Origin of the sequence: Nakamurella flava (genome assembly GCF_005298075.1) — a bacterium.
Lineage (GTDB): Bacteria > Actinomycetota > Actinomycetes > Mycobacteriales > Nakamurellaceae > Nakamurella > Nakamurella flava.
The window spans coordinates 2,444,988-2,456,896 of sequence record NZ_SZZH01000001.1 but is presented as its reverse complement, the minus strand read 5'-3'; the positions used below and the strand labels follow the sequence as shown (position 1 = coordinate 2,456,896).

Genomic DNA, 11,909 nt, shown 5'->3' with positions numbered 1-11,909 from the left:
CCCCCCCCGGGGGGCGCCCCCCGCCCCCGCCCCGCGCGGGGGGCGCCCCCCCCCCCCCCCCCCCCGACGGGGTGGTGCCAGGCTCAGGCGGACCGGTGCCGCACGACCTGAGCGTCCACCTCGGCGTTCAACTGTTCGGGCGCCCAGCTCTCGCGCAGCGCCCGACGGAGCAGATCGGCCTGGCTCTCCGGGTTCATGGCGCCGATCGGGTGGTCCCGGTCGAGGTTCGTCGGGTAGGGGTACCCCTCGGCGGCCACGGTCACGACGTTGTCGATCCACCGGGCGGTCTCGGGGCCGGAAGCCTCAGCGGTGCGCGACTTCTCGAGCAGCGTCGGGTAGACGGCCTTGGACACCCGGGCGGTGTCGACGGTCTCCATGGCCCGCCCGAACGCGGACGAGACCTGCAGCAGGTTGGCCATCCGCTTGACGTCGGCGGTCTGGTTGGTGCCGGCCCCGTGCATCAGGCCCGGGTTGAAGAAGACGGCGTCGCCCTTCTCCAGATCCTGCTGCACGTAGTTCTGGCGGAAGTAGTCCTGGAACTCGGGCAGCGAGAACGCGAGGTAACCGGGCAGGTACTTGTGCGAGTGGGGCAGGTAGAGCGTCGGTCCGGTCTCGACCGGCATGTCGCAGTGCGCCACCGCGCCCTGCAGGGTCAGCACCGGGGACAGACGGTGCACGTGGGCCGGGAACGCGGCCGCGGTCTCCAGCGGCATGAAGCCCAGGTGGTAGTCGCGGTGCGGGACCTGCGCCTGCCCGCCCGGGTTGACGATGTTGAGCGCCGCGGTCATCTGGTAGTTCGGGCCGAGCCAGGCGCCGGAGGCCAGGGCGACGTAGTCGTTGGCGAAATACTCGGCGAACAGGGCCGGGTCGCTGACGGCCAGCTTCTCCAGGGCGTTCCAGACCCGGTCGTTCGCGCCGGGCTTGGCGAAGTGGTCGCCGGCGGCGAAGCCGGCCTTCTTCTCCTCGGCCAGCAGGTCGAAGAACGCCGCCGTAGCCCGGTCGATGAGGTCGGGATCGAAGGCCCGCTTGAACACCACGATGCCGGGCCCGTCCGACAGCGCACGGGCGATCTCGGCCTGCACGTCCCGCCGCTCGGCCTCGGTGTCGAGGTACGAGCGGAGGCGGTCGGAGTAGATCAGCACGCCCTTGTTCACGCCGTCGGCGTACGGGTAGTCGGCGATGTCCGTGCCGGCCTCGATCAGGGCGGTGAAGTCCTCCAGGCGGCAGTCGTCCTGGGACAGGAACACCTGACGGGTGGCGGCGGGCGAGTGAGCGACGGTGGTCATGCGCTCAGCGTAGGAGGCGGTGCGAACACCGAGAAGCCTCAGCGAGACGTCAAAATGGCCTCATCGCCAGCGTCCCCCGCCACCGGGGGATGGTCGATTCCGACGCGGAGCTGCCAGGCTGGCCGCCATGAGCGACCAACCGCAGCGCCACATCGGCATCGTGCTCTTCGAGGGGGTGGAGGAGCTGGACGCCGTCGGGCCCTGGGAGGTGCTGGCCTTCTGGACGCGCACCCACCCGGAAGACGGATACGCCGTCACCTGCCTGTCCCGCGACGGTGGCGGGGTCGAGTGCGCGAAGGGCCTTTCCATCCTGGCTCAGCACTCCTTCGCCGACGCCCCGCCGCTGGAGGTGCTGATCCACCCGGGCGGCCGTGGCACCCGCCCGCAGGTCGACGACGCCGAGCACCTGGCCTGGTTGCGGCGTCAGCGCGCGGCGGTGCCGTTGATGGCCAGCGTGTGCACCGGGTCTCTCGTCTACGCCGCCGCCGGGTTGCTGGCCGGCCGACCGGCCACCACCCACTGGGGCACGCTGGACCGGCTGGCCGAACTCGACCCGACGATCGAGGTCCGTCCGGACGACCGTTTCGTCGACGACGGCGACGTCATCACCTCGGCGGGCGTGTCGGCGGGGATCGACATGGCCCTGCACCTGGTCGCCCGACTGGCCGGACCGGAGCGGGCCCGAGAGGTGCGCCGCGGCATCCAGTACGACCCGCAGCCGCCGGTCTGACCGGACCTCACCCCGGGTGGGTCGGTAAAGAGTGCCGCTGTCAGCGAGCTGAAGCGGCATTCTTTACCGACCCCCACCAGGCCCGCCGGGCCCGGCCAGGAGGGGTCAGCGCAGCCCGGTCCGGGCGAACCCCTGCACGAACCAGCGTTGGAACACCAGGAACAGGATGACCATGGGGACGACGTTGATGAGGGCGAAGGCCATCGTCGTGCCGTAGTCGGGGCCGTTCTGGCTCTGCAGGTACAGCAGCCCGATGGGCAGGGTGAACAGCCGGTTCTCCTTGAGCGCGATGAGCGGCCAGGCGAAGTCGTTCCAGGAGCCGAGCAGCGACAGGAAGAACAGCACCGCGATCACCGGCCGGGACAACGGCAGTACCACCGAGACGAAGGTGCGCAGGTGCCCGGCCCCGTCGATCCGGGCCGCCTCCAACAGCTCCCGGGGGATGCCGACCAGGAACTGCCGGGCCAGCAGGATGCCCACCGCCGACGCGGAGGTCGGCAGGATGACCGCCCAGTAGGTTCCGTACAGCCCCAGCGAGGTCACCAGCCGGAACAGCGACACCATGATCACCTGCAGGGGCAGGGTGATGGTGGCGACGGCCAGCAGCAGCACGGCCGTCGACCCGCGGAACCGCAGGTGCGTGAAGGCATATCCGGCCAGCAGGTTCAGCACCACGGTCATCACCGACACGGTCAGGGCGATGGCCACCGAGTTGCCGAACCAGGTGAGCACCGGGAACGAGCGGAACACCCGCTCGAGGTTCTCGGTGGTGAACGACTCCGGCCACAGGCGCAGCCGTCCGCTGAACAGCTCCGAGCGCGGCGAGAACGCGACGACGAGCATCCAGTACAGCGGGAACAACACGATCGCGGCGACGACCAGCGCCGCGACCGTGCGGAGCATGACCCCGGTCCGTCGGGCGCGGGACGGGTGCGACCGGAGGGTGGCGGCGGTCATCCGGCCACGTCCCGGCCCCGGTTGGTCCGCCACTGCACCGCGGTGACGAACAGTGAGAACAGCAACAGCACCATGCCGATGGCGGCCGCGTAGCCCTGATCGCGGCTGACGAACCCGGTGTCGTAGGCGTAGGTGACGAGCACGGTGGTGGCGTTCTGCGGTCCGCCGCCGGTCAGCACGAAGACGATGTCGAACACCTGGAACGAATAGATGACGTTGACGACCAGCAGGAAGAACGTCGGCGCGCCCAGCAGGGGGATGGTCACGTACCGCAGTAGTTGACCCCCCGACGCGCCATCGGTACGGGCGGCCTCGATGAGGGTCCCGTCGATGCCCTGCAGCGCGGCCAGGTAGACGAGCATGTTGAAGCCGACCCGCCACCACAGCGTGACCAGCACGATCGAGGCGAACGCGGCGGTCGGATTGGACTGCCAGTCGATGTCCGGCAGGCCCAGGGTGCGCAGCAGAGCGTCGATCAGGCCGGTGTTCTCGTCGAACATGAGCAGACCGATCAGCGCGGTGGCCACGCCGGACACCGCCATCGGCAGGATGAGCGCCGACCGGAACGCTGGTCGGGCCGGGAGGGCCGAGTTCAGCAGCAGGGCCGCCCCGAGACCGAGGGCCATGGCCCCCGGGGTGACCAGCACGGTGAAGACGATGGTGTTGATCAGCGCCCGCCAGAACACCGGGTCGCCGAGCAGCCGGGTGTAGTTGTCCAGCCCGATGAACGTGCCGTCCCCGAACCCGTTGGTGCGCTGGAAACTCAGGACGACGGCGCCGCCCAGGGGGATCAGCACGAACAGGCCGAGGAGCAGGATGGTGGGAGCCAGAAAAACCCAGGCGGCCAACGCTTCTCGTCGCCGTTCGCTCGGGACGCCGGTGTGGGCCGCCGCTCTGGTGTTCGGGCGCTGATCGACCTTCTCCCGCGGACCGGCGGGCACGGTGGTCGTCACCGCGCGGTGGCTGCCGCGATGCCCTGGGTCAGGCCGGCGATGGTCGTCGCGGTGTCCTGACCGCCGACGAACGCGGCGTCCAGCTGGTCCTTGAGCACGGTGATGATGCCCGACATCGACGGCGAGGCCACCTGTCCCGAGTCACTGGCCTGCACCTGCGAGGCCTGCTGCACGAACACCGGGGACAGTTCCGGCCGGACGGCGAACTGGATGCCTTCGGAGATCAGATCGGCCCGGGTCGGCAGCAGCGAGGCGCCGGCGCAGAAAGTCCGCATCGGGTCGGCCTGGGTGACGTACTCCAGGAACGCTCCCACCAGGTCGGGTTGCTTCGTCGCGGCCGTACCGACCAGGGCGTTGCCGCCGAAGTCGCCGCCGTGCCGTTCCTTGACCGGCGGGAACGTGGCGCCCCATTCGAACTGCAGGGTCTCGGTCGCGTCGGGGATGAGGAAGGCGCCGCCCCACGTCATCGCCGCGGTCTGCGCGTACCAGGTGTCGGCCGCGTACGTCGTCGACTTGATGGAGTTGTTCTGCGGCACCCAGTTGCTGGTGAAGAAGCTCTTGGTGAAGTCGACGGCCGCCCGGCCGGCGTCCGAGTCGATCGCCGGGGTGAGAAGGTCCTCGGCCAGGAAACGGCCGTTGGCCTCGAACAGCCAGGAGAGCCACCGGGTGACGCCGTTGCCCTGCCAGTTGTAGACGAACGGGTACTTCTCCGACGGCAGCGAGCCGCGCAGGGTCTGGGCGACCTGGCCGAACTCGTCCCATGTCCACGCGGTGTCCAGGCTGTCCGGCACGCTGGTGATGCCGGCCGCGTCGAGCAGGGACTTGTTGTAGAGGATCACCGAGGTGTCCGTGTGGTGGGGGACGCCGAACGGCTTGCTGCTGTTCTGCACGGCGGCCCAGGCCTGCGGGGTGAACCGGCTCGAGATGTCGCCGGGCAGGTGGGAGGTCAGGTCCAGCAGCTGGCCGCGCCCGGCGTAGGAGCCGAACGTGTAGTACGGCACCCGGAACACGTCCGGCGGGTTCCCGGCCTGCAGCTGGGCGTCGATGTTGGTGAACATCTGCTCGTACGGCACGGCGTTGAGGGTGACCGTGCTGCCCGGGTTGGCCTGCTGGAAACCGTCGATGGCGCTGCGGAATCCGGCCAGCTCGGCCTCGGTGCCCCAGGTGGTGAAGGTGATGGTGCCCCCGCTGCCCGCGCCGCTGGAGGCCGGTGCGGAGTCGGAGCTCGACGAGGTGAAGCCGCAGCCGGCGAGCAGCGGAACGGCGGCGCCGGCGGTGGCCAGGAATCGGCGGCGGGAGAGCGACATGCCTCCTGGGTTTCCCGTCACCCCGTCCCGCAGCAGATGAGCCCCGACAGCGAAGTCAATACGACGCGAATCGGACAGTGCCGTTGCGGTTTGCCGCGATCAGGTCTCGGTGGACCAGCGGGCCCGGACGTCTTCGACGTGGCCCCGGAAGTCGGCGGTCATCCGGGCCCCGCCGGCGTCGTCCCCACCCGCGGCCAGCCATTGGACCTGCAGACCGTCCAGGACGGCGACCACGGTGCGCGCCAGCCGACCCGAGGGGGCATCGGTCCGCACCAGTCCCGCGCGCTTGCCGGCCTCGAAGGCCGTCGTCAGGTCGTCGACGACCCCGTCGAGGTGACCGGTCAGCCAGTCGTGCGCCGGGTGGCCGTCGTGGGTGGCTTCCCCGGCCACCGTGGAGTACAGGCGAACCAGGCCGGGCCGCTGCGCGTTGAGCGCCACCAGATCGACCATCACGTCCAGCCGCTGCCAGATGGTCAGCGGCGCGTCCCGTCCGAGGTCCAGATCATGGGCGTCGACCTCGTCCCGCCGCTGCAGGACGGCGATCAGCAGCTGCTCCTTGCTGGGGAAGTGGTGCAGGAGGCCGGCGTTGCTCAACCCGGCCGCCGCGGCGACCTCGGCCAGCGAGGCGCCGCGGTAGCCACGGCTGCCGAACAGTTCGACCGCGGCGTCGAGCACCGCCTCGCGGGTGACCGCCGGGTCGGCGCCCCGGGGTCGCCCCGGGCGTCGGCGGACGGGTTGGGCGGTCACCGGGCTCAGGCCAGCGGCAGCGTGGCGCGGACGTCACCCAGCCCGCGGGCGACGATCAGCTCACCGCCCGGGCCGAGATCGCGCCAGCCGGCGGCGGTCTCGTCCCAGCGCCGCCACATCCGCGCCTCCGGGGTGACGGTGACGGTCGTTTCCGCTCCCGGTTCGACGGTGGCGGCGGCCCAGCCGACCAGCCGCACCGGCTGATCGGCCTGTGCCGGGCGGAAGTAGACCTGCACGACCTCGCGGCTGCTGCGGGCGCCGATGTTCCGCACGGTGACCCGCACGTCCGGACGGTTCTCGGCGCCGGGAACGAGCTCGGCCGCCGGGTACTCCCACCGTCCGTAGCCGAGGCCGTGACCGAACCAGAACGCCGGCGCCGGGGCGCGTCCGGCGTCGTGGCCGCGGTACCCGATGAAGGTGCCCTCGGTGTAGACGAGGTCGCCGTTCGCGTCGGGGGTTACGCCCCACGCGGGGGCGGCGCCGTCGGCGGCCGGGAAGGTGGTGACCAGCCGGCCGGTCGGTTCCTGGTCGCCGACCAGCGCGGCGGCGATCGCGTGCCCGGCCTCCTGACCGGGCAGACCGGCCCACAGCACGGCGTCGACATCGTCGATCCACGGCATGAGCACCGGGGTGGCGGCGTTGACCACGACCACGGTCCGCCGGGCCGCCGCGGCGACGGCGCGGACGAGGTCGTCCTGCCGACCGGGCAGCGCGAGGGTCTTCTTGTCGACCGCCTCGGTCTCCAGCTCCTCGGTGAGACCGACGACGACGACGGCGACGTCGGCCGAGTCGGCGGCGCGGACGGCGTCGGCGATGACGGCGTCCTGGTCCCGGATCACCGGACGGGCGATCAGTCCGCCGGTGTCGAAGCTGCCGGTCGGGCGGTCGGCCGGCAGCACCAGTTCGGCCACCAGCACGTCGCCGGCGCCCAGTTCCACCTCGGTGGAACTGGTCGGCGGGACGAGCATGTCCTCGGCCAGCCCGGTGCCGGCCGGGCGGTTGACGAAGTCCCGCTGCCAGTCGCGGCCCTCGATGCGGAGCGTCCAGGCTCCGAGGCCGATGACGCCGACCTCGCTCGGGCCGCCCTGCTCGACCCGGGCGTGCAGCTGCACCCGGCCGACCGGGGCGGGGTAGCCGTCGTCCATGCCGAACACGCTGAACGCGCTGGCCAGGTGCTTGTCGTCCAGCTGATTGCCGTCGCCGTCCCACACCAGGGCCCGCACGCCCGGTTCGCCGGTGGTGGGGTCGACGACGAACCCGGCGACGGCCGGGACCGGGCGGACCCGGACCTCCACACCGTCGGTCACGGTCACCGCGTCGCCGAGCAGCGCGGTCAGGCCGTCGGCCAGCGACACCTGGTGGGGCGGGTTGACGTGGGCCGAGCCGCCGCCCATGCCGATGGTGTCGACGGCCGGCCGGCCGATGAGCGCGACGGAGGTGCCGCGCTGCAGCGGTAGGGCGTCGCCGGTGTTGGTCAGCACGGTCAGGCCGGCGGCGGCCAGTCGGGTCAGCTGCTCGCGGCGGGTGGCGCTGTCCGGCGCGGGGACGTCGGTGGGCCATTCCCGTCGAGACTTCAGGGCGCCGACCCGGTCGGCCAGCCGCAGCAGCCGCTCCAGGTGGTCGTCGATCACCGACTCGTCCACCAGTCCGGAGCGCACATCCGCGACCAGGGCGTCGCCCCACGGGCCGACCGGTCCGGGCATGACGAGGTCGAGCCCGCCGTTGGCGGCGGGGGCGGCGGTCTTGGTGCCGAACCAGTCGGACATCACCAGCCCGTCGAAGCCCCACTCGCCCTTGACGATCTCGTTGATGACGTGGTCCTGCTCGGTGGCGGCGACTCCGTTGACGTCGTTGTAGGCCGCCATCATCGACCAGGGGTGGGCCTCGTCGGTGGCGATCTCGAACGGCAGCAGGTACAGCTCGCGCAGGGTGGTCTCGTCGATGACGCTGTTGACGGTGTTGCGGGCGGTCTCCGACTCGTTGCCGACCAGGTGCTTGAGGCAGGCGCCGATGTCGTGGGCCTGCATGCCGCGGACGTAGGCGGCGGCCAGCTTGCCGGAGAGCAGCGGGTCTTCGGAGTACTGCTCGAACAGCCGTCCGCCGAGCGCGCTGCGGTGCAGGTTGATGGTCGGCCCGAGGACGACGTGGATCTCCTGGGCGATGGCCTCCTCGGCCAGCAGGCGCCCGACCTCCTCGGCGGCGTCGGTGTCCCAGGCGGCGGCCAGCACGGTGGCGTTGGGGAAGTTGGCGACGACTCGACCGCCGGTGAACTTCAGACCGCGGACGCCGGTGGGCCCGTCGGAGAAGGCGACCTGTTCCAGGCCGATGCGCGGCTCGGCGGCCAGCGTGAAGACGTCCCCGCCGGTCAGCAGACGCACCTTGGCCGGAAGATCCAGTCGCGCGATCAGCTCTCGGTAGTTCGTTTCGCTCATCGTCGAACGCCTCTCGCAGTCGGGTCGCCTAGTAATAATCAACTGGTTGGTAAGTTATCCGATCCGGCCGGGGCGCGCCAGCCCCCGGGAACGACGAAACCGGGGCCACCGCGCGAGAAGGCGCGGCGACCCCGGCTGCGGTGTCGCGGTGGTGCCGGACGGTCAGGCGGTGTGGTCGGCCTGGTCGTGGCTGTGCGAGGTGGCCTTGAGCGAACCGGGCTTGGCCTTGGCCTCCGGGTCGTTCTTGGACTTGATCAGGCTGGCCACCGTCGTGATGGCCAGGACCACGCCGATGACGATCAGCGAGATGTTGGTCGAGACCGTGGGGACGCCGTCCCAGATGCCGTGGGCCCAGTGCAGGATCAGTTTCACGCCGATGAAGGCCAGGATGATGGCCAGCCCGATCGACAGGTAGACCAGGCGATCCAGCAGACCCTTGACCAGGAAGAACAGCGCCCGCAACCCCAGCAGCGCGAACGCGTTGGCGACGAACACGATGTACGGCTCGCTGGTCACCCCGAAGACGGCGGGGATCGAGTCGAGCGCGAACAGCAGGTCGGTGCTGCCGATCGCGATGAGCGCGACGAACAGCGGGGTGGCCAGCTTCTTACCGTCGATCCGGGTGAACAGCTTGCCGCCGTCGTACTCCTCGGTGACCGGGATGACCCGCTTGGTCAGCTTGACCAGCGCGTTGTCCTGGACCTCCGGTTCCTCGTCCCGATGCCGGAACAGCTGCACGGCGGTGAAGATCAGCAGCAGGCCGAACAGCAGGAACATGAAGGCGAACGCGTTCAACAGGGTCGCGCCGAGGACGATGAAGATCGCCCGCAGGACCAGCGCGATGATGATGCCGAAGGTCAGGGCCTTGTGCTGGTGGGCCTGGGGGACGGCGAACGTCGCCATGATGATGACGAAGACGAAGAGGTTGTCGACCGACAGACTCTTCTCGACGATGTAGCCGGCGAAGTACTGGGCGCCGAAGTCGCCGCCGGCGAACGCCATGAAGACGAAGCCGAATGCGATCGCGATCGCGATGTAGAAGATCGACCAGGCGGTCGCTTCCTTGAAGCCCACCTGATGCGGCCGGAGGGCCGCGTAGATGAGGTCGAAGGCCAGGAGACCGACGATCACAGCGATCGTGACGATCCAGGCGAGGGGCGTGATCTCGAGCAAGTGCATCTCCGTCGGGCGGGGGCGGTCAGCAGGTGGACGAGTGGGAATGTCGGCCTGTCAACGCACTGGGTGGACCCTGGGTTCCCGCTGGGAGACAGCTCACTTTCTGGAACGATTCTGATTACGGGAGCCCGCGACGGGGATCACCGGTCAGGTCACGTCGGTGATCAGCGGGCCGGCGGCGGTTCGTAGGTGCGGCCGAGCACGCCGGTCAGGGCGACCAGGATCCGCACCGCCGGGGCCGCGCAGACCACGTCCGACGGGTTGTCCTGCAGGGTGGGCGAGACCGCACAGTCCCCGGAGGAGATGTCGCTGTTCGTCTGCACGCTGACGGTGGTGTCGGTGGCGGTGTCGTAGAACAGCGAGGTGTTGTAGCCGGCGATGTCACCGGTGTGCCCGACCCAGCCGTTCCCGCACCCCATCTGGAAGCCGTAGCCGGAGGCCCCGGGAAACGAGGTCAGCCGCAGCGTCTGCGTGGCCGGGTCGAGCATGCCCTGCCCGGTGCCCAGGGCGCGGCCCATGGTGAGCAGATCCGGCGTGGTCGAGATCAGCTCACCCGCCGTCCAGCCCCAGGACGGGTTCCAGTCGGTGGAGTCGACCGGTGCGTCGGGGGTGGCGGTGGGGGCGAGCAGGGTGAAGCCGCGGGCGTAGGGCTCCGGGATGGCGGCCGAGTCACCCGGCCACGTCGTCTCGTCCAGGTGCAGCGGCGTGAGGATGCGCTCCTGCAGCACGGTGGCGATGTCCTGGCCGGTGACCTTCTCGATGACCATCCCGAGCAGCACGGTGTTGGTGTTTGAATAGTTGAACCCGGTGCCGGGCTCGAAGAGCGGCGACCCCGCGACGCCGATCGCCAGCAGCTCGTCCGGGGTGTGGACGGCCGCCGGATCGGACAGGAACTGCTGGACGAACGTCTCGCTGGCGGTGTAGCTGGCGATCCCGCTGGTCATGTCACCGATCTGACGCAGGGTGATCCGATCGCCGTTCGGGATGCCGGGCACGTACTCACCGATGGTGTCGTCGAGCGACACCTTGCCCTCCTGCACCAGCTGCAGCAGCAGGGTGCCGGTGTACATCTTGGTGAGCGAGGCGATGCGGGTGTGCATACCGACGGCCATGGGCGTCCCGGCCGCCGGGTCCGCGAGACCGTAGGCGGCGGTCCAGGTCCCCTGGGGGGTGCGGACGCCGATGATGGCCCCTGGTGCGGCGGCCAGGGCGAAGGCCTGTTGCGCCGCGGCGTCCAGCCGGCCGGCCAGGTCGGCCGGTAGGTCGGCGGTCGTGCTCTGCGCGGTCGGTTGCCGGGCGACGACCGCGGCGGGATCGGTCACGCAGGTGGAGGCCGGCGAAGTGGCCCTGCCGGACGACGTCGCGGCGCCGGAGGTGGTGGCCGAACTCGCCGTCGACCCAGCCGCCGACGAGCTGGGGCTCGCGGCGGAGATGGCCGACGAGCTCGTCGAGCCACCTGACGACATCGTCGGAGAACAGGCGGTCAGGGCGACGAGCCCGGTGAGGGCGGCAACAGTGGCGGCCGTGCGGGCACGCATGGATCGGGTCACCCGTCGATGGTCGCCAGCGGGATCCGTCGGGACGAGGGACCTGGGTCGCCACTTGTGCTCCAGGGCGGTGAGCACAGGACGGCCCACGCCAGGGATGGTGCCCCCGTCAGCGCCGGTTGCGCCGACCCGCCCCGGTGATGATGTTGACGACCAGCAGCAGACCGATGGCGCCCAGGCAGGCGATGCCGAAGCTGGGCCAGCTCCAGGTGAACGACCAGGACCGTCCGGTCGACAGCTGGTAGATGAATCCGGCCAGTACCGCGCCGAGCACGCCGACGATGATGTTCATGAAGCAGCCGCGCCGGTCGCCGACGACGAGTGAGGCGATCCAGCCGGCGAGTGCGCCGAAGAAGATCCAACCCAGAAAGCTCATGGCCTGCCCTCCTGATCAGTGGCCGTCGGGGCCGTGATGGTGGTGTCCGTGTTTCTCGGCTTCCGCGGCGGCGGTGGCCTCGTCCAGCGGGAGGACCGCGCCGATGGCCGCGGTGGCGGTGCTCGGGTCGGCGCCCCGTCCGACGGCGACGCCGATCAGGTAGCAGGTGAGGGGCCCAGCGATCCGGGTGACGCCGTGGGCGACGTCCCGGGTGACATCCAGCAGCTGGTCGCGCAGCGGGGTCGGGATCGAGTCGGCGGGCAGACCGAGAGCGGCGGTGGCGTCCGCGATGAAGTCGTCGAGGGTGCTCATGCGACAAACGGTAGCGGCCGACGGCCGCGGGAGCGTGGGGCCGGACAGCGCCACCCAGCTCACCGCGGCCATCGGCCCAGGTGGAG

11 protein-coding genes are annotated in these 11,909 nt (G+C 70.6%); 1 reads left to right on the top strand and 10 read right to left on the bottom strand.

Going from position 1 to position 11,909, the window contains the following annotated elements; translation table 11 throughout:
• Positions 1-83: 83 nt before the first annotated feature.
• Positions 84-1,286 (bottom strand): phytanoyl-CoA dioxygenase family protein, encoded by a 1,203-nt coding sequence (locus FDO65_RS11100; RefSeq protein WP_137449339.1) that lies wholly within the window; start codon positions 1,284-1,286, stop codon positions 84-86.
• 127 nt (positions 1,287-1,413) lie between these two features.
• Here FDO65_RS11100 and FDO65_RS11095 point away from each other — a divergent pair, with 127 nt between their 5' ends.
• Positions 1,414-2,016 carry a DJ-1/PfpI family protein gene (locus FDO65_RS11095; protein WP_137449338.1) on the top strand — a complete coding sequence of 201 codons (603 nt, stop codon included), beginning with the start codon at positions 1,414-1,416 and terminating at the stop codon, positions 2,014-2,016.
• A gap of 105 nt (positions 2,017-2,121) precedes the next feature.
• Here FDO65_RS11095 and FDO65_RS11090 read toward each other — a convergent pair whose 3' ends face one another.
• From FDO65_RS11090 to FDO65_RS11050, 9 genes are all read right to left on the bottom strand, one after another.
• On the bottom strand, positions 2,122-2,973 hold the full coding sequence (locus FDO65_RS11090; RefSeq protein ID WP_137449337.1) for a carbohydrate ABC transporter permease: 852 nt from the start codon (positions 2,971-2,973) through the stop codon (positions 2,122-2,124).
• On the bottom strand, positions 2,970-3,926 hold the full coding sequence (locus FDO65_RS11085; protein WP_205849903.1) for a carbohydrate ABC transporter permease: 957 nt from the start codon (positions 3,924-3,926) through the stop codon (positions 2,970-2,972). The genes FDO65_RS11090 and FDO65_RS11085 overlap by 4 nt, the downstream gene beginning before the upstream one ends.
• The gene (locus FDO65_RS11080; RefSeq protein WP_137449336.1) at positions 3,923-5,233 is read right to left on the bottom strand and encodes an ABC transporter substrate-binding protein; all 1,311 of its coding nucleotides are present in this window, start codon (positions 5,231-5,233) and stop codon (positions 3,923-3,925) included. Before FDO65_RS11080 ends, FDO65_RS11085 begins: the two co-directional genes overlap by 4 nt.
• 99 nt (positions 5,234-5,332) lie before the next feature.
• Positions 5,333-5,980, bottom strand: coding sequence for a TetR/AcrR family transcriptional regulator (locus FDO65_RS11075; RefSeq protein ID WP_137449335.1), 648 nt, complete (start codon positions 5,978-5,980; stop codon positions 5,333-5,335).
• Positions 5,981-5,985: 5 nt separating this feature from the next.
• Complete coding sequence (locus FDO65_RS11070) at positions 5,986-8,412, bottom strand: beta-glucosidase family protein (protein WP_137449334.1); 2,427 nt, start codon at positions 8,410-8,412, stop codon at positions 5,986-5,988.
• A gap of 162 nt (positions 8,413-8,574) precedes the next feature.
• Positions 8,575-9,585, bottom strand: a complete 1,011-nt coding sequence (locus FDO65_RS11065; protein ID WP_137449333.1) for a TerC family protein — start codon at positions 9,583-9,585, stop codon at positions 8,575-8,577.
• 167 nt (positions 9,586-9,752) lie between these two features.
• Positions 9,753-11,138 carry a serine hydrolase domain-containing protein gene (locus FDO65_RS11060; protein WP_205849902.1) on the bottom strand — a complete coding sequence of 462 codons (1,386 nt, stop codon included), beginning with the start codon at positions 11,136-11,138 and terminating at the stop codon, positions 9,753-9,755.
• Between the two features lie 106 nt (positions 11,139-11,244).
• Positions 11,245-11,511, bottom strand: a complete 267-nt coding sequence (locus FDO65_RS11055) for a GlsB/YeaQ/YmgE family stress response membrane protein (RefSeq protein WP_137449332.1) — start codon at positions 11,509-11,511, stop codon at positions 11,245-11,247.
• A 15-nt stretch (positions 11,512-11,526) separates the two neighbouring features.
• Positions 11,527-11,823 (bottom strand): DUF6457 domain-containing protein, encoded by a 297-nt coding sequence (locus tag FDO65_RS11050; protein ID WP_205849901.1) that lies wholly within the window; start codon positions 11,821-11,823, stop codon positions 11,527-11,529.
• Positions 11,824-11,909 lie beyond the last annotated feature (86 nt).

Coding starts and splice junctions, on each gene's coding strand:
- FDO65_RS11100 (WP_137449339.1), bottom strand. CDS start 1,286: ATGACCACCGTCGCTCACTCGCCCGCCGCCACCCGTCAGGTGTTCCTG.
- FDO65_RS11095 (WP_137449338.1), top strand. CDS start 1,414: ATGAGCGACCAACCGCAGCGCCACATCGGCATCGTGCTCTTCGAGGGG.
- FDO65_RS11090 (WP_137449337.1), bottom strand. CDS start 2,973: ATGACCGCCGCCACCCTCCGGTCGCACCCGTCCCGCGCCCGACGGACC.
- FDO65_RS11080 (WP_137449336.1), bottom strand. CDS start 5,233: ATGTCGCTCTCCCGCCGCCGATTCCTGGCCACCGCCGGCGCCGCCGTT.
- FDO65_RS11070 (WP_137449334.1), bottom strand. CDS start 8,412: ATGAGCGAAACGAACTACCGAGAGCTGATCGCGCGACTGGATCTTCCG.
- FDO65_RS11055 (WP_137449332.1), bottom strand. CDS start 11,511: ATGAGCTTTCTGGGTTGGATCTTCTTCGGCGCACTCGCCGGCTGGATC.
- FDO65_RS11050 (WP_205849901.1), bottom strand. CDS start 11,823: ATGAGCACCCTCGACGACTTCATCGCGGACGCCACCGCCGCTCTCGGT.